Source organism: Croceibacterium ferulae (assembly GCF_003660445.1).
Taxonomy (GTDB): domain Bacteria; phylum Pseudomonadota; class Alphaproteobacteria; order Sphingomonadales; family Sphingomonadaceae; genus Croceibacterium; species Croceibacterium ferulae.
The window spans coordinates 79,168-95,688 of the sequence record NZ_QZVQ01000008.1 but is presented as its reverse complement, the minus strand read 5'-3'; the positions used below and the strand labels follow the sequence as shown (position 1 = coordinate 95,688).

At 68.7% G+C, this 16,521-nt stretch carries 13 protein-coding genes; 9 read left to right on the top strand and 4 right to left on the bottom strand.

Annotation, left to right across the window (positions count from 1 at the left end):
• Positions 1–9 precede the first annotated feature (9 nt).
• Positions 10–1,587, bottom strand: coding sequence for a DUF5060 domain-containing protein (locus D5S08_RS10605; protein ID WP_121118637.1), 1,578 nt, complete (start codon positions 1,585–1,587; stop codon positions 10–12).
• A 93-nt stretch (positions 1,588–1,680) separates the two neighbouring features.
• On the opposite strand from D5S08_RS10605, the gene D5S08_RS10600 reads away from it, so the two are divergent.
• A complete protein-coding gene (locus tag D5S08_RS10600) occupies positions 1,681–2,958 on the top strand; it encodes an MFS transporter (RefSeq protein WP_121118319.1) in 1,278 nt (425 codons plus the stop codon).
• Here the strand turns inward: D5S08_RS10600 and D5S08_RS10595 are convergent.
• The 3 genes from D5S08_RS10595 to D5S08_RS10585 are packed head-to-tail and all read right to left on the bottom strand — an operon-like array spanning position 2,955 to position 6,225.
• Positions 2,955–4,415: an FGGY family carbohydrate kinase gene (locus tag D5S08_RS10595; protein ID WP_121118318.1), complete on the bottom strand. Its 1,461-nt coding sequence runs from the start codon at positions 4,413–4,415 to the stop codon at positions 2,955–2,957. The genes D5S08_RS10600 and D5S08_RS10595 overlap by 4 nt on opposite strands.
• Positions 4,412–5,371 (bottom strand): transketolase family protein, encoded by a 960-nt coding sequence (locus D5S08_RS10590; protein ID WP_121118316.1) that lies wholly within the window; start codon positions 5,369–5,371, stop codon positions 4,412–4,414. The genes D5S08_RS10595 and D5S08_RS10590 overlap by 4 nt, the downstream gene beginning before the upstream one ends.
• Positions 5,368–6,225, bottom strand: a complete 858-nt coding sequence (locus tag D5S08_RS10585) for a transketolase (RefSeq protein WP_241557348.1) — start codon at positions 6,223–6,225, stop codon at positions 5,368–5,370. Before D5S08_RS10585 ends, D5S08_RS10590 begins: the two co-directional genes overlap by 4 nt.
• Before the next feature lie 49 nt (positions 6,226–6,274).
• On the opposite strand from D5S08_RS10585, the gene D5S08_RS10580 reads away from it, so the two are divergent.
• Genes D5S08_RS10580 through D5S08_RS10545 form a run of 8 tightly spaced genes read left to right on the top strand, consistent with a single transcriptional unit; the run spans position 6,275 to position 16,518 of the window.
• Positions 6,275–7,255: a sugar phosphate isomerase/epimerase family protein gene (locus tag D5S08_RS10580; RefSeq protein WP_121118314.1), complete on the top strand. Its 981-nt coding sequence runs from the start codon at positions 6,275–6,277 to the stop codon at positions 7,253–7,255.
• A 13-nt stretch (positions 7,256–7,268) separates the two neighbouring features.
• Positions 7,269–8,408 (top strand): FMN-dependent L-lactate dehydrogenase LldD, encoded by a 1,140-nt coding sequence (lldD, locus tag D5S08_RS10575; RefSeq protein WP_121118312.1) that lies wholly within the window; start codon positions 7,269–7,271, stop codon positions 8,406–8,408.
• Positions 8,405–11,470, top strand: a complete 3,066-nt coding sequence (locus tag D5S08_RS10570; protein WP_121118310.1) for an alpha-L-rhamnosidase — start codon at positions 8,405–8,407, stop codon at positions 11,468–11,470. Before lldD ends, D5S08_RS10570 begins: the two co-directional genes overlap by 4 nt.
• A 56-nt stretch (positions 11,471–11,526) precedes the next feature.
• Entirely contained in the window at positions 11,527–12,708 is a 1,182-nt protein-coding gene (locus tag D5S08_RS10565; RefSeq protein WP_121118633.1) for an aldose 1-epimerase family protein, read from the top strand.
• Positions 12,705–13,451, top strand: a complete 747-nt coding sequence (locus D5S08_RS10560) for an SDR family NAD(P)-dependent oxidoreductase (RefSeq protein WP_121118308.1) — start codon at positions 12,705–12,707, stop codon at positions 13,449–13,451. The genes D5S08_RS10565 and D5S08_RS10560 overlap by 4 nt, the downstream gene beginning before the upstream one ends.
• A 12-nt stretch (positions 13,452–13,463) precedes the next feature.
• A complete protein-coding gene (locus tag D5S08_RS10555; protein WP_121118306.1) occupies positions 13,464–14,654 on the top strand; it encodes a CaiB/BaiF CoA transferase family protein in 1,191 nt (396 codons plus the stop codon).
• Positions 14,651–15,751 (top strand): type 2 periplasmic-binding domain-containing protein, encoded by a 1,101-nt coding sequence (locus D5S08_RS10550; protein ID WP_121118304.1) that lies wholly within the window; start codon positions 14,651–14,653, stop codon positions 15,749–15,751. The genes D5S08_RS10555 and D5S08_RS10550 overlap by 4 nt, the downstream gene beginning before the upstream one ends.
• A complete protein-coding gene (locus tag D5S08_RS10545; protein ID WP_121118302.1) occupies positions 15,748–16,518 on the top strand; it encodes an enoyl-CoA hydratase/isomerase family protein in 771 nt (256 codons plus the stop codon). The genes D5S08_RS10550 and D5S08_RS10545 overlap by 4 nt, the downstream gene beginning before the upstream one ends.
• The last annotated feature ends 3 nt before the right edge of the window (positions 16,519–16,521 follow it).

Genomic DNA, 16,521 nt, shown 5'->3' with positions numbered 1-16,521 from the left:
CCGTCGCCTTCACACCTTCACGATGCGCAAGGCGATATAGGGCTTGCCCGGCAGCGCGACGCTGGGCCGCGCCGGATCGTGCGCGTCGTACTCGTCCAGCTGCACCATGTTGAACACACCGTCCACCGGCGTCACGGTCATGTTCCAGGTGTCGAGCACGTCGATGCGGAACTGGTGATGCGGGTCGGCCTCGCGGGTGGGCAGCCTGACCTGCCATTCGGTCGGCTGCGCGCGGCCGAAATATTTCAGGTACCAGGTGAAGTCGCGCCCACCCAGGTGGTAGTCCCAGAACTGCTGCAGCGGATCGATGCCGGGGATCGGCGCCTCTTCCAGTACCTGGCGCAGGAAGGCCAGCCGCGGCGGGCTGGTGCCGCGCAGCGTGCCGCCCTGCCCCAGCCATGAGATGTCGGGATTGTCGTCGCTGCTGAACACCTCGCCATGGCCGACATAGCAGCCGCCCAGCGTGCCCCACCAGAACCGCTCGACCAGTTCCTCCCCGCTCAGCCGAGCCCAGCGCTTGCTGGAATTGCCTTCATAGACCACCTCGTCGAAGATCACCGCCTTCTGCGCGAACAGGCGATGCGGATGGACCCGCCCGTCATCCAGCGGCGCCGCGCCGTGCTGGACGCTGGCATGCGTGATCCACGGCTTGCGGTGATCGTAATAGACGTGGAGCTGGTGGATCGAGCGCAACCGGTCATGCGGATCGGCGGCGACCAGCACCTGGAACAGGTGGTCCCAGTCGGCCACCTCCTTGCCTTCGACGATGTCGTATTCGTTGGCCATCGACCACCAGACATTGCGGTAGGCACCAAACCGGGCGGCGACATAGCGCAGGTATCGCTCGTCATCCGCGCGGCGCATCTGCGAATAGCCGCGCTTCGCATCATAGGGGTGGAACAGGATCACGTCCGCCTCGATGCCCAGCTCGCCCAGCCGGCCGATGCGATCCTCGAACCGGCGAAAATAGTCCGGGTCGGGCCGGGTCGGGTCCCAGTCCTTCGGCCCGCCGCCAGTACGCACGAAGGGGTCGGTCGCGACGGAGGCGACGTTCGGGAAGACGCACATGCGGATCTTGTTGAACGGGGCCGTGCGCAGCGTGGCCAGCGTCTCGGCACAGCGCGCATCCGATTGCAGGGCCCAGGAATAGGCGGTGGTGCCCACCGGCCGGTACGGCGTGCCATCGGCATAGGCGAAGTGATAACCGTCGCGGCTCATGCGCACCGGTCCGCGATTGCCCCGCCCCGGCGTGATGCTGGCGAAGGCGCCTGTCCGGCCATCCAGCGCTGCGACATTGCTGACGGTGCGCCAGCTCCATTGCCCCAGATCGGGCGGACTGAAGCGGATGCGATAGACGCCCGCGCCATCGTAGAATCCCGGCACCTCGACCTGCCGGTCACCTGACCGGAACAGCCCGGCCAGCTGCACATCGTCAAACGGATTGCCGCCCGCCGGCCCGTCCAGCACGATCTCGTGCACGCCCCAGCGTTCCACCTGCGGCTGCCGCGCGGCCGCCGCGTGCGGCGCCACCGCCATTGCGCCCGTGGCCAGCGTGGTGCCCAGCAGCACCCTGCGCGTGATCGTCATCGACATCCCTCCCGCTCGACACCGCATTTCGCGGTTGGCATGCGCAAACATAATATCATATGCTGTTTGGAAGCAAGAAGATGGGGAGAGCAGATGGCGGGCGAGCAGATCACGGCAGGGCCGGACACGCAGAAGGACGACTGGAAGAACACGATCCTGGCGGGCCTCGCCAATTACATCGACGCCGGCTCGATCGTCGCGGGATCGGCCGCGCTGGCGCTGTGGATGCAGGAATATGCGCTCAGCCCCAGCTTCGTCGGCCTGATCGGCGCGCTGGGCCCCAACGCCATCTCGGCCGGGCTGGGCGCGTTCATCGGCGGGAGGCTGTGCGACCTGTTCGGGCGCAAGAAGATCTACCAGTACGATATGCTGTTCTACGCCTTCGGCATGCTGTGGCTGATCTTCGCGATGAATGCGTGGATGGTGCTGATCGGCTTCTTCCTGGTCGGCCTCGCCGTCGGGGCCGACATTCCGGCATCGTGGTCGCTGATTGCGGAGGCTGCGCCCAAGGGGTCGCGCGGCAAGCATAGTGGTGTCGCGCAGGTGCTGTGGTATCTGGGCCCGGTCGTCGTCCTGCTGATGTTCCTGGTGCTGGAGCCGCTGGGCCTGCTGGGCGCGCGGATCGTCTTCGGGCATCTCGCCGTGCTGGCGCTGGGCCTCACCTTCCTGCGCTCCCGCATGAAGGAATCGCAACGCTGGCTGGATGCGCAGGTGGAGCAGGAAGCCGCCGGCACCACGGCAAAGCCCGCCCGCCTGCGCGACCTTATGCAGGCGAAATGGATCGGCCCGATGGCGTTCCTGATCGGCATGTACGGCATGTGGAACCTGTGGGCGGGCACCAACGGGTTCTTCTTCCCTTACATCCTGCGCACGGTCGGCAATCAGAGCCAGGGCATGTCGGTGGCGATCCAGTCGCTCAGCTTCTTCATCGGCATGCTGTCGATCTGGCTGATCTTCATGAAGCTGTCGGACAGGGTGAACCAGCGGCTGCTGTTCCTGGTGTCCGCCATCATGCAGGTCGTGGGCATGTCGCTGCTGGCGATCTTCCCGCTGACGCTGCCGATGGCCTTGCTGCACGTCTTCCTGATGGCGGTGGGCCAGGGCTTTGGCGCGCAGTGCTTCTTCCAGCTGTGGAGCGCGGAGATGTTCCCCACCCTGCTGCGCAGCACGGCGCAGGGGCTGATGTTCGGCATCGTCCGGATCTCGCTGGGCGTGTTCAGCTTCTTTGTGCCCATCCTGACCTCCACCGGGTTCCAGACCCTGGCCTGGATCCTGACCGGGTTCCTGGTGCTGAGCGGCGTGATCGGCTTCCTGGGTGCGCCCCGGAACGAGGGCAAGTCGCTGGAGGAACTGGAGGAGAAGATGGCCTAGCGGGAGGCGCGATCCACCGCGGCGTGCCAGTCGCGGCGGATCGCCAGGCGCCGGGGCTCCGGCAAGGTGGCTGCGAAGCTGTCCTCGGGCTGCAGGCGCAAGCGGTCGCCGCCCAGCCCCAGCGCCGCGCCCGCCATCCGCGCGGCGCCCAGCGCACTTGCCCCGGCGGCCTGCGGGCGGCGGATGGTGCGCCCCGTCAGGTCGGCCAGCATCTGCGCCAGCATGGCGTTGCCGGCCGCCCCACCGTCGATGGACAGGCTGGCGGTGCGGGTGCCGAGATCGGCATGCATTGCATCGAGCACGTCGCCGATCTGGTGCGCGATGGCTTCCAGCGTGGCGCGGGCGACATGGGCCGCCCCGGTGCCCAGCGTCATGCCGTGAATGGTACCGCGTGCCTCCGGCCGCCAATACGGCGCACCGAGCCCGGCCAGGGCGGGAACGAAGGTGACCCCGCCACTGTCAGCGACCGTGCCGGCCAGTGCGGTCAGCGCGTCCTCGTCCGCCAGGCCGAGCAGCCCCGTGACAAAGGCGGCGGCATGGCCGGAAACGGAGATGTTGCCTTCCAGCGCGTGCTGCACCTGCCCGCCGCGAGACCAGGCCACCGTGCTCGACAGGCCGTGAGTCGACCGGACGCGGCCGGCGGTCGGCGTCATCAGCGAGCTGCCGGTGCCGATCGTCGCCTTCACCGCGCCGGGTGCTTCGATGCCATGGGCGAACAAAGCGGCATGGCTGTCCCCGATCATTGCATGGACCGGCGTGCCGGGCGGCAGGCCCAGCGCGGCGGCGACCGGGCCGAAATCGCTGTCGGACGGCATGATCGCCGGCAGCATGGCCAGCGGCACGTCGAAGATCCGCGCCAGTTCCGCGTCCCAGCCAAGCGTGTCGAGATTGAACAGCTGCGTGCGGGAGGCGTTGCTGTGATCGGTCGCATGCACCGCGCCGCCGGTCAGGTTCCACAGCAGCCAGCTGTCGATCGTGCCGCAGCGCAGCTCGCCCAGCGTGGCGCGGCTGCGGCCATCGGGCAGGCTGTCGAGCAGCACGGCCAGCTTGGCCGCGGGGAACATCGGGTCGAGCCCCACCCCGCTGCGCCGGACCACCTCCGCCTCCACGCCGCGATCCCGCAACTCGCGGCAGCGGGCGGCCGAACGCTGGCACTGCCACGATACGGCAGGGGTCACGGGGCGGCCGGTCGCCGCATCCCAGATCACCATTGTCTCGCGCTGGTTGGCAATCGCGACCGCCACGATCCCCGCCGGCGCCGCTGCCGCCACTTCGGCGATCAGCGCGGCCACCGTGTCCCATATGTCGGCCGCGGACTGCTCGGCCCAGCCCGGCTGCGGGAAGGACAGGCGCAGCGATCGCGAACGTGACAGCACCGCCCGCCCGTCCGGCGCCAGCAGCAGCGCCTTGGTGTTGGTCGTGCCCTGGTCGATCGCCAGGATCAGCGGGTCGCTCATCCGCCGCGCTTCGACTGCAGCACCTCTCGCGCGGCGGCGACGATGCCGGTGGCGGTCAGGCCGTGCTGCTCCATCAGCCATTCCGCCGATCCGGTCGGAAGGAAGCCGGGAAAGCCCAGCATGCGCATCGGCACCGGCGCATGGCGCGCGCACCATTCGGCCACCGCCCCGCCCAGCCCGCCATGGGCCAGCCCTTCCTCCGCCGTCACGATCGCGCCGGTCGCCGCGGCCTGCGCAAGGGCCGCTTCGTCGATCGGCGAAACCGTCGCCATGTTGATCACGCGCGCCCCGATCCCGTCCGCCGCCAGCAGTTCCGCCGCCGCGACGGCGCGGTGGACCAGCGTACCGCTCGCCACGATCGCCAGGTCGCCGCCGTCATGCAGCGTTTCCGCCACGCCGATCCGGAAGGGGGCGTCGGGCCGGACAAGTTCCGGCACCGGCATGCGGCTGATGCGCAGATAGACCGGCCCGTCATGCGCCACCGCCGCGCGGATCGCCTGCCCCGTCTGCCACGGATCGGCCGGGACGATCACCGTCAGCTTGTCGATCGCGCGCAGCCAGGCGACATCCTCGATGCTGTGATGGGTCGCCCCCAGCTCGCCATAGGCGACCCCGCTGGAGATGCCGCACAGCTTCACATTGGCCTGGCTGTAGGCACAGTCGACCTTGATCTGCTCCATTGCTCGCGCGGTCAGGAAACAGCCCGCACCGCTGACGAAGGGCACCTTGCCGCCATTTGCGAGGCCCGCCCCCACGCCGACCATGTTCTGCTCGGCAATGCCGACATTGACCAGCCGCTCGGGAAAGCGGTCGCGGAACTTGCCCAGCTTGGACGAGCCGACCGAATCGTTGACCACCGCCACGATGCGCGGGTCGTCCGCGGCCAGCTCCTCCAGCGTGGCGACATAGGCGTTGCGGCAGTCGAACATGCCCTCGCTCGGTGCAGTCCCGCTCATCGTCCAGCCTCCGCTTCCAGTTCGGCAAGTGCCGCCGCATATTGCTCGGCATTCGGCACGCCGTGATGCCAGCCGGCCTGGTCGCGCATGTAGCTGACGCCGTGGCCCTTGAAGGTGTGCGCGATGATGCACAGCGGCACGTCGCGCGGCGCGGCGGCGGCGTCGAACGCCTGCAGCAGCGCGGCGTGGTCATGGCCGTCCATTTCCGCCACCTTCCAGCCGAAGGCGCGCCACTTGTCGGCCAGCGGCTCCAGCGCGTTGGTATCCTCGGTCCGGGCGCCCTGCTGCAGCCGGTTGCGGTCGACGATCACCGTCAGCCGGCCCAGCTTGCGGTGGCCGGCCAGCATCGCGGCCTCCCACATGCTGCCTTCCTGCAGCTCGCCGTCGCCGGTCAGCACGAAGGTGCGAAAATCGGCGCCATCGATCTGCCCGGCGATGGCGATGCCCACGCCGACGGGGAAGCCGTGGCCCAGCGGCCCGGTATTGGTCTCCACCCCCGGCAGATAGATGCGGTTGGGATGGCCGTTCAGCCGCGATCCCGGGCGCAGATAGGTGTCGAGCTCCGCCTCCGGGAAGAAGCCCCGCCCGGCCAGCGCGGAATAGAGCGCGCCGGTGCAATGCCCCTTGCTCATCACGAAACGGTCCCGGCCGGGCGCATCGGGCGCGGCAGGATCGATCCGCAGCACATCGAAATACAGGCTGGCCAGGATGTCGGTCGCCGACAGATCCCCGCCGGGATGCCCCTGCCCTGCCGCCACGATCATCCCCAGCAGCCGCTGCCGCATCCAGCCGGCGCGCTCGCGAATATGCGCGGCGCGCTGCTCCATGTTGTTCCGGTTCAACTTGTCTGTCATATGATGACCCTACCGGGCAAGAGGCTGTGAGGCAATCGGGAGGATGACAATGGGCAAGCAACGCTACGGCGCCGGCATCTGGCATTTCGCCACCTATGTGGATCGCTACGCCACGGACGGTTATGGCGAGGCGCGGCCGCTGCTGGAGATGATCGATCTGGCCGGCCAGGTGGACGATCTGTCCATGGTCGACATCAACTACCCCTTCGTCGATCCCAGCCTGTCGCTGGACGCGGTCGAGCAGGCGCTGGCCCGCAACAATCTGTCCGTCATCGGCATCACGCCGGAAATCTACACCCGCCAGTTCGCCAAGGGCGCCTTCACCAACCCCGATGCGGGTATCCGCCGGCTGGCCAACGCAATGTGCAACGACGCGGCCGATGTGGTCCGGCGCTTCGGCGCCGATTACGTGAAGCTGTGGCCGGGGCAGGATGGGTGGGACTACCCCTTCCAGGTCGATCATCGCAAGCTGTGGCAGGCCAGCGTGGAGGGCGTCGCGGAACTCGCCGGGCAGAACCCCGACCTGAAATTCGTCATCGAATACAAGCCGCGCGAGCCGCGCGTGCATATGAGCTATGACAGCGTGGCGCGCACGCTGCTGGGCATCGAGAAGATGGGCCTGCCCAATGTCGGCATCCTGCTCGATTTCGGGCATTCGCTGTATGGCGGGGAAAGCCCGGCCGATGCGGCGCAGCTGGCGATCGACCATGGCCGCCTGTTCGGCATGGACGTGAACGACAACCTCCGCGGCTGGGACGACGACCTGATCGCCGGCTCCATCCACCCGATCGAGCTGTTCGAGTTCTTCTACACGCTGCGCAAGAACAACTGGGAAGGTGTGTGGCAGCTGGACCAGTTCCCCTTCCGCGAGGACTCCGTCGCCGCCGCCAATTCGGCGATCGGGTTCCTCAAGACGATCGAGCGCGCCCTGGACAAGCTGGATTTCGAGGCGATGCAGGCGGCGCAGGACCGGCAGGACGCGGTCACCGCGCTGAACCTGGCGCGCGCCGCGCTGTTCAGCTCCTACTGAGGCATACCGACCCGTGATCATCTCCTCCGCCGCCGACTTCCGCGAAGCCGCCCGCCGGCGCGTGCCGCGCTTCCTGTTCGATTATGCGGATGGCGGCGCCTATGCGGAGGAGACGATGCGCCGCAACGCCAGCGATCTGGGCGCCATCGGCCTGACCCAGCGGGTGCTGCGCGATGTCGCCTCCATCGATCTCAGGACCACGCTGTTCGGGCGCGAGATCGCGATGCCGGTGGTCCTGGGGCCGGTCGGGATCAGCGGCATGTTCGCCCGGCGCGGGGAGATCCAGGCGGCGCGCGCCGCCGCCGCCGCCGACATCCCCACCTGCCTGTCCACCGTGTCGATCTGCCCGATCGAGGAGGTGGCGCGGGTGGCCGATCCGTTCTGGTTCCAGCTTTACGTCATCCGCGACCGGGCGTTCATGCGCGACCTGATCGTGCGGGCGAAGGAGGCCGGCGCAAAGGCGCTGGTGTTCACGGTCGACATGCCCGTGCCCGGCGCGCGCTATCGCGATGCCCATTCCGGCATGTCGGGCCCGCGTGCCCCGCTGCGGCGCATCCTGCAGGCGATGGGCAAGCCGCACTGGGCGTGGAATGTCGGCCTGCATGGCCGCCCGCACAGCCTAGGCAATCTGCTGCCGGTGCTGGGCAAGGATAGCGGGCTGAACGACTACATGGGCTGGCTCGGCACCAATTTCGACCCGACGATCCAGTGGCGCGACCTGGACTGGATCCGCGCCGCATGGGACGGGCCGCTGATCATCAAGGGCATCCTGCACCCGGAGGATGCGCGCGAGGCCGCCCGCATCGGGGCCGACGGGATCGTGGTGTCCAATCATGGCGGGCGGCAGCTGGACGGCGTGCGATCCAGCGCCCGCGCGCTGCCGGCCATTGCCGATGCGGTGGGCGACAGCCTGACCGTGCTGGCCGATGGCGGAGTCCGCAGCGGGCTGGACGTGGTGCGGATGCTGGCGCTCGGGGCGCAGGGCGTGATGCTCGGCCGGGCATGGCTCTATGCACTGGCGGCGCAGGGCGAGGCGGGCGTCGCCACGCTGCTGCAACTGATCGCGCGCGAGATGACCGTCGCCATGACGCTGACCGGGGTCAACCGGATCGCCGCCATCGACCGTTCGATCCTGGATGGAGGGCAGCCGTGACCGCCTTGGCCGTCAGCGACCTGCGCGCCGAGCAGACGGTTGAACTGCTGGGCACCGAAATGCGCCAGCCGCGCCTGTCCTGGCGGATCGAGGCCGAGGGGCGCGGCGTGGCGCAGGTCAACTACCGCATCCGGGCCGCCGCCAGTCCGGACCTGGACGGCGCGTTGCTGTGGGACAGCGGCACCGTGCAGTCGGATGCGTGCTTCGACATCCGCTATGAGGGGCCGCCGCTCGCCTCCACCCAGCGCGTATGGTGGTCGGTGGAGGTGACCGACAATCGCGGCCTGCTCGCCCGCTCCGCCCCCAGCTGGTTCGAGGCGGGGCTGCTGGAGACCGGCGACTGGCGCGGCGACTGGCTGGAAGCGGAGGACGCCACCGCCGCCGCCGAACGCGCCGCCGGGCTGGCCTGGGTCTGGAGCGACACCGCGCTCGATCCCCGCCCGCATGCCTTCCGCCTCGACCTGGACCCGTCCGATGATGTGATCCGGGTGGAGGTGCTGGTATCGGGCAAGGACCATCTGCGCGGCGCGTGGATCGATGGCGTACCGGCGGCGCTGGACCAGCCGTGGGACTACGACACGCCGCTGCCTTTCTGGGGAACGCTGAGCCCGGTCGCCGTGCCGGCCGCCCCCGTGCCGCGGACCATCGGCGTACTGGTGCAGGCCGATGTGACGGGCTTCTTCCCGGTCGATGGCGGCGCCTTTGCTGCGCTGATCCGCCTGCACCGGCGGGACGGCCGCGTGGATCGCATCGTTAGCGGACCCGAATGGCGCGTGCGGGCCGATCCTCCCTCCGGCTGGCAGGCACCCGGTTTCGACGCGCGTGGCTGGTCCGCCGCCGTGCCCAGCGGCGCGAACACGCATAACGACCCGCGCCCGTCCGAACCGGTGATGCACCTGCAAGGCCGCTTCGATGCCCGCGGGCAAGTCGTGGCCGCACGCCTCTATGCCACCGCGCTGGGCGCCTATGACGCATCCATCAATGGGCGGCGCGTGTCCGATGCGGTGCTGTCGCCGGAGATCAGCGTCGCGGACCGGCACATCTTCTACCAGACCCATGACGTGACCGCCCTGATCGCGGCGAGCGGCAATACGATCGACGTGCTGGTGGGCGATGGCTGGTATGCCAGCCCGTTCGGCTGGCGCATCGAACGCTACGCCTTCGGCCCCGCACCCCGCCGGTTCCGCGCCCAGCTGCGGCTCGACTATGCGGACAGCTCGCAGGAATGGATCGCCACAGGACCCGACTGGCGGATCGCGCCGTCGCATATCCTGAGCTCCGAGATCTATGATGGCGAGACGGCCGATGCGCGCCGGCAATCACGCGACTGGGGCCCGGCAAAGCTCGGCACCGATCCCGGCGTGCCGCTGCTCCCGCTCACCTCCCCGCCGCTGCGCCCGGTGGAGGAACGGCGTGCGCTGGCCATCAGCGAGCCGGCACCGGGCCGCTTCGTGTTCGACTTCGGGCAGAACTTCTCCGGCTGGGTCCGCATCAGTGCGCAAGGGCCGGCGGGCACCACCATCACCGCCCGCTTCGCCGAACTGCTGCATGCCGATGGCACCGCCGACCTCGCCAATCTGCGGCTGGCGCGCGCGACCGACCGCTTCACGCTCGCCGGCACCGGCGCCGCCGAAACGCTCGAGCCACGCTTCACCTATCACGGCTTCCGTTATGTCGAGATCGAGGGCTATCCCGGCACGCCCGGTATCGAGGACGTGGTCGGCGTGGTGGTCCACAATGATTGCCGCGTCACCGGTGCGCTAGACTTCCCGCAGGCCCCGCTGCTGCAGAACATCTGGCGCAATGCCATGTGGAGCCAGAAGTCCAACTTCTTCGCCGTGCCCACCGACTGCCCGCAGCGGGACGAGCGGATGGGCTGGATGGGCGACATCCAGGTGTTCGCCGATGCCGCCGCCTTCAACATGGAGGTCGGCCCGTTCCTGCGCCGTTTCCTGGTGGAGGCGCGCGCCGCGCAGCGCCCTGATGGCGGATACCCCATCGTCGTGCCGCAGCCGCAATCCTACCCCGACGTGGTCACCGCCGGCTGGAGCGAGGCGGGCGTGATCCTGCCGTGGCAGCTGTGGCAACGCTATGGCGACACCTCCGTCATCGACGAGAACTGGGCGGCGATGGAGGCGTGGATGGACCATGTCGCCGGCCACAATCCTGACGGCATCTGGCGGCATCAGCGCGGGCTGGACCTGGGCGACTGGCTGTCGGTCGATGCGATCAGGCCGGATGACGAGACGACGCCGCGCGGCCTGTGCGCCACCGCCTACTGGGCATGGTGCGCCGAACTGATGGCGACAATGGCCACCGCCACCGGCCGCACCAGCGAGGCCGCCCATTACGCCCGGCTGCGCACCGGCATCGGGCAGGCCTTCGCCGCCGAATATCTGCGCGGCGACGGCACCGCCGGCAATGGCAGCCAGACCAGCCAGGTGCTGGCCCTGCACATGGGCCTGGTCCCGCCCGAGCAACGCGCCGCCGCCGCTGATGTGCTGGCGGCCGACATCCGCGCGCGCGGAATGAAGCTGTCGACCGGCTTCCTGGGCACGCCCTACATCCTGGACGTGCTGGCCGATGCTTGGCTGCTGGAGGAGGTCAGCGGACTGCTGCTGCAGACCGGCTACCCCAGCTGGGGCTACATGGTCGCACAAGGGGCCACGACCATGTGGGAACGGTGGAACGGCGACACCGGCGACCTCGCGATGAACAGCTACAACCATTATGCCTTCGGCGCGGTGGTTGGCTTCTTCTACCGTCGCCTCGCCGGGATCGCCCCGGCGGCGCCGGGCTTCCGCCGGATCGCGGTGCAGCCCTTGTGGCTGCCGCAGGTCGGGCCGGTGAACGCGCAATACGCCTCTGCCATGGGCCTGATCGCGACCCGCACCGAAGGCAATGCCGAGGGGCTGACCGCCCTGTCCCTCACCGTGCCGCCCAACTGCGTGGCCGAGATCGAGCTGCCGGATCGGGGCATCTGGATCGAGGGCGAGCAGGAGCTGCCGTCCCATCGTGTCTCCGTGCCATCGGGAGAGTACCGCTTCACCCTGCGCGATTGACGCCCTCTTGCCAGCTTGCTGATCATCATACGTCTTATGACACATGGGAGAGAGTGGTGGTTACGCTGTTCGGCGAGACGATGACCCGGCGGGCACTGGCGGAGCGGACGGGGAGCCTGTCGCAGTTCGCCGGCGTGCGCCTGTCGACCCTGGGCGACGGGGTGGAGCGCGGCAATCGCCTGCTGGAGTTCCGCACCGGCACCGGGCTGCGCTTCACCGTGCTGGTCGACCGGGCAATGGACATCGCCGAATGCGAGCATGCCGGGCGCAGCGTGGGCTGGCACTCGCCTTCAGGCTTCCGCCATCCGTCGCTGCACGATTACGAGGGCGAAGGCGGGCTCGGCTGGTTCCGGTCCATGTCCGGGCTGAACATCACCTGCGGGCTGGACCACACGCTGTTCATGCATGACGACCCCGCGGGCCATTACCATTACGGCCCGCGGCAGAAGGTATCCTCCTCCCTGCACGGCCGCATCGGCACGGTCCCCGCCCGGCTGACCGGCTATGGCGAGCACTGGGACGGTGACACTTGCGTGCTGTGGGCCGAAGGCGTCGTGCAGCAATCGACCGTGTTCGGGGAAGACCTGCACCTCATCCGCCGGATCGAGGCCGATGTCGGTGGCGACGCAATCCGGCTGCACGACCGGGTGGTCAATCACGGTTTCTACCGCACGCCGCACATGTACTGCTACCACATCAATGTCGGGCATCCGGTGCTGGCCGAGGGCGCGCGTTATGTCGCGCCGATCCGCAAGGTGCTGTGGGCGGCGCATGCTGATGACTACCAGGGCCAGGGCGTCGGCTATCGCACCGCGCCCGCGCCGATCCGCAACTTCCACGAACAGGTGTGGCAGCATGACATGGCCGCCGATGCGCAAGGGCGCGTCAATGTGGCGCTGGTCAACGAGGCGATCGGCTTCGGCTTCGAGGTCGAGACGCTGAAGAGCCAGTTCCCCGCCATGTACCAGTGGCAGAACTTCCACGCCGGCCATTACGCGATGGGGATCGAGCCTTCCACCAACCACGTCCTGGGCAAGGAATTCGCGCGCGAACGGGGCGAGCTGATCTGGCTGGAGCATGGCGAGGAGCGGCAATATGACACGGTGCTGCGCATCCTGCCGAACGGCGCCGCCGTGACCGATGCGGTCGCGCGGATCGAGGCGGTGCAGCGCCAGCCGGACGAGGATTATCCGCAGCCGACCGGCGATTTCCCCGACATCGCCGGGCACGCCTCGTGAACGGCCGCACCGTTCTCTACACCGGGGCCGCCGGCGGGTTGGGGCTGGAGACGACCGTCCTGCTGCTGCGCCGCGGTGCCACCGTGGTCGCCATCGACAATGACGCCGCCAAGATCGCCCAGCTCGAAGCCGCGGCTGCCAGTGCTGGCGACGGCCGGCTGCTGGTGTCCACCGCCGACCTGTCCGATCTCGCCGGCTTCCGCGCCGAGCTCGACCGGCTGCTGGGCGATGTCGGCCGGTTCGACGTGGTCATCAACAACGCCGCGATCTACCCGTCGAAACCGTTCGAGGAGTTCACGATCGAGGATCACCAGCTGGTCCAGCGCGTGAATGTCGATGCCGGCATCGTCGCGGTGCAGGCTGCGCTGCCCGGCATGCGCGAACGCGGCTGGGGCCGGATCATCAACATTTCCAGCATCACCATTTCCGGCTGCTGGGCCAACCTGTCGCCCTATGTCGCCTCCAAGGGCGCGCTGATCGGCCTGACCCGCGCCTGGGCGCGCGAGTTCGGCCCGTATGGCATCACCGTGAACGCCATCGCGCCGGGCGCCTTCCCGACCGACGCCGAGAAGATCCATCCCGATCCGGCAGGCTACAACCGAATGGTGCTCGACGCGCAGGCGATCAAGCGCCGCGGCACGGCAGACGACATCGCCGCCGCCATCGCCTTCTTCGCTGCCGACGAGGCTAGCTTCATCACCGGTCAGACGCTGCACGTGAACGGCGGCTGGGTCATGGCCTGAGGACCTGATTGCATGACAATTCTCAATGGTATCCGCGTGCTCGACTGCTCCATCGCCATGGCCGGGCCGCTGGCGGCGCAGCGGCTGGGCGACATGGGGGCGGACGTCGTGAAGGTGGAGCCGACCTCCGGCGAATGGCAGCGCCATGCCTCCGCCGGCGGGGCGACCGGCAACAAGATCAACGTCTCCTTTCTGTCGCTCAACCGCAACAAGCGCTCGCTGGCAGTCGACCTGAAGGCGCCGGAGGGCAAGGCGCTGCTGCTGGAGATGGTGAAGACCGCCGACGTGTTCCTGCAGAACTACCGCCCCGGCGTGGCCGAGCGGCTGGGCGTCGATTACGCCACCCTGTCGGCGATCAATCCGCGGCTGATCTACGTCTCCATGTCGGGCTATGGCGAGGACGGGCCGTACCGTCTTTATCCCGGGCAGGACCTGCTGCTGCAGGGCATGTCCGGCGCGATGCTGTCGGCGGGCGCGGAGGGGCAGCCCCCTGCCCCTGCCGGGCAGTATCTGGTCGATGCCGTCACCGCCTATTCCGCCTTCGAAGGCGCGCTGGCTGCGCTGTTCCACCGCGAACGCACGGGCGAAGGGCAGCTGGTGCAGGTCAACATGCTGGACGCGATCACCACGCTGCAGATGCAGGAGCTGTCGGTGTTCACCGTCGGCAACAAGCCGCAGACCCGCTCGGCGGAGGCGCATGCCCACTCCTATATCCGCGCACCCTATGGCGTGTTCGCGACCAGCGACGGCTTTATCACGCTGGCGATGGCCAAGCTGGTGAAGCTGGGCGAGGTGCTGGACGATCCGTTCTTCGCCACGCTGGACGAGGAGCGCGATGGCTGGACCCAGCGTGACGCGATTTTCGGCCGGATCAGGGAGCGGCTGACGGCGAAGACCAGCGCCGAGTGGCTCGCCGCCTTCCGCGCGGCGGACATCTGGGCCGGGCCGGTCTATGGCTATGCTGACCTGGTCGACGATCCGCAGATCAAACATAACGGCACCTTCGTGGAGTATGACCATCCGACCGAAGGCCGGGTGAAGACGCCGGGCTTCCCCATCCGCTTCTCCAGGACGCCGTCCGCCATCACCCGCGGCGCGCCGCTGGTGGGCGAGCACAGCCATGCGGTGCTGTCGGAACTGGGACTGGACGACGAAGCGATAACGCAGCTTATCGAGTCCGGTGTGGTGCGGCAGCACGCATGACCGCCCGCTATCACGGCCTCACCTGGGATCACCCGCGCGGCTATGCGGCGCTGGCTGCTTCGGGTGGGGAACTGATCCACTGGGACAAGCATCCGCTGGAAGGTTTCGAGTCCCGCCCGATCGCGGAGCAATGCGCGCTGTACGATCTCGTCGTGCTGGACCATCCGCATGTGGGCGAAGCGGTTGCGGCCGAGTGCCTGATCCCGCTGGAGGAGCTGTTCGCGGCTGACGAACTCGCTGGCTGGCGCGCGGCGACGATCGGGCCGTCCTTCGCCAGCTACCGCTACGCCGGCATGCACTGGGCACTCCCGCTGGACGCGGCGACGCAGGTGATGGCCTGCCACCGCGACCTCGCCGAAACGCCGGACAGCTGGGACGCGGTGATCGCGCTGGCCGGACGGGTGCCGGTGGCGCTCTCGCTTGCCGGCCCCCATGCCGCGCTCAGCTTCCAGTCGGTTGCCGGGGCGCTCGGCGCCGAAGCACGGCCGGCCGAGAGCTTCATGGACCGCGATGTTGCCCGAGAAGCCTATGCGATCATGGCGCGGCTGACCGCTGACGCCACGCGCGCCGGCGTGACGATGAACCCGATCGCCATGCTGGAGGAGATGGAAGCGGGCGACGGGCCGGCCTTGTGCCCGCTGATCTATGGCTATGTGAACTATTCCGCCGCCGGCACCGTGCGCTACGCCGATGCGCCGCGCGGGCCCGGCGGGCGGATCGGCTCCACCCTGGGCGGCACCGGCATCGCCGTGTCGCGCCGGGCGGAGGTCACGCCGGAGCTGCTGGACCACCTGCGCTGGCTGATGTCGGATGCGGCGCAGTGCGGCTTCATCCCGCAGCATCAGGGGCAGCCCTCCTTCCGCTCGGCCTGGACCGATCCGGCGGTGGATAGCGCCGCCAACGGCTTCTACTCCGCCACCCGCGCCACGCTGGAGGCCGCATCGCTGCGGCCCCGCCACAATGGCGCCATCGCTTTCCAGACCGAGGCATCGGCCCTGCTGCGCGCCGGCCTGCTCGACCTGACGCCGGCGGACACGGTGCTCGACGCCGTCGAAGCCGCCTACCGACGCCACCATCCTGCCGGAGCGGAAACATGAGTGACGAACTGACCTTCGCCGTGGCGGACCATGTGGCCACGATCGTGATCAACCGCCCGGCCAAGCTGAACGCGATGACGCCCGCCATGGCGGATGCGCTGGTCGCCGCCATTACCGAGTGCAACACCTCCGATGCGGTGCGCTGCGTGGTGGTGACCGGCGCGGGCGAGAAGGCGTTCAGCGCCGGATCCGACATCACCACGCTCGACAATTACGCAACGCCCTGGGACTTCCGCAATCGGGCCGATTATTGCGACGCGCTGCGCGCCTGCCGCAAGCCGGTGATCGCGGCGATCAACGGCTATGCGCTGGGCGGCGGGCTGGAAACGGCCATGGCCTGCGACATCCGCATCGCTTCGGCCAATGCCCGCTTCGCCGCGCCGGAGATCAAGCTGGGCTGGATCGGCGGCGGCGGCATGGCGGCGGGGTTGAGCTATTCTGTCGGCAGTTCCAACGCCGCCATGATGCTGCTGACGGGCGACATGATCGACGCGCAGCAAGCGCTCGCCTGGGGGCTGGTCAGCGAGGTGCTGGCACCCGATGCGCTGCTGCCCCGCGCGCAGGCAATCGCCCGCACCATCGCAGCCCGCGCGCCGATCGCGGCGGAGATCGCGAAACTGAACCTGCGCGCGGCGTTTACCATGCCATGGGACAAGGCCATCGAATATGAGCGCGAGCTGCAGGCCATCTGCTTCGCCACTGAAGACGCGCATGAAGGTCGCGCCGCCTTCGCCGAAAAGCGCGACCCCCAATTCAGGAGGCGCTGAGGC

Bases quoted from the DNA above. Each gene is read 5' to 3' on its own strand.
- D5S08_RS10605 (WP_121118637.1), bottom strand. From the start codon at position 1,587: ATGACGATCACGCGCAGGGTGCTGCTGGGCACCACGCTGGCCACGGGC.
- D5S08_RS10600 (WP_121118319.1), top strand. From the start codon at position 1,681: ATGGCGGGCGAGCAGATCACGGCAGGGCCGGACACGCAGAAGGACGAC.
- D5S08_RS10595 (WP_121118318.1), bottom strand. From the start codon at position 4,415: ATGAGCGACCCGCTGATCCTGGCGATCGACCAGGGCACGACCAACACC.
- D5S08_RS10590 (WP_121118316.1), bottom strand. From the start codon at position 5,371: ATGAGCGGGACTGCACCGAGCGAGGGCATGTTCGACTGCCGCAACGCC.
- D5S08_RS10585 (WP_241557348.1), bottom strand. From the start codon at position 6,225: ATGACAGACAAGTTGAACCGGAACAACATGGAGCAGCGCGCCGCGCAT.
- D5S08_RS10580 (WP_121118314.1), top strand. From the start codon at position 6,275: ATGGGCAAGCAACGCTACGGCGCCGGCATCTGGCATTTCGCCACCTAT.
- D5S08_RS10555 (WP_121118306.1), top strand. From the start codon at position 13,464: ATGACAATTCTCAATGGTATCCGCGTGCTCGACTGCTCCATCGCCATG.
- D5S08_RS10550 (WP_121118304.1), top strand. From the start codon at position 14,651: ATGACCGCCCGCTATCACGGCCTCACCTGGGATCACCCGCGCGGCTAT.
- D5S08_RS10545 (WP_121118302.1), top strand. From the start codon at position 15,748: ATGAGTGACGAACTGACCTTCGCCGTGGCGGACCATGTGGCCACGATC.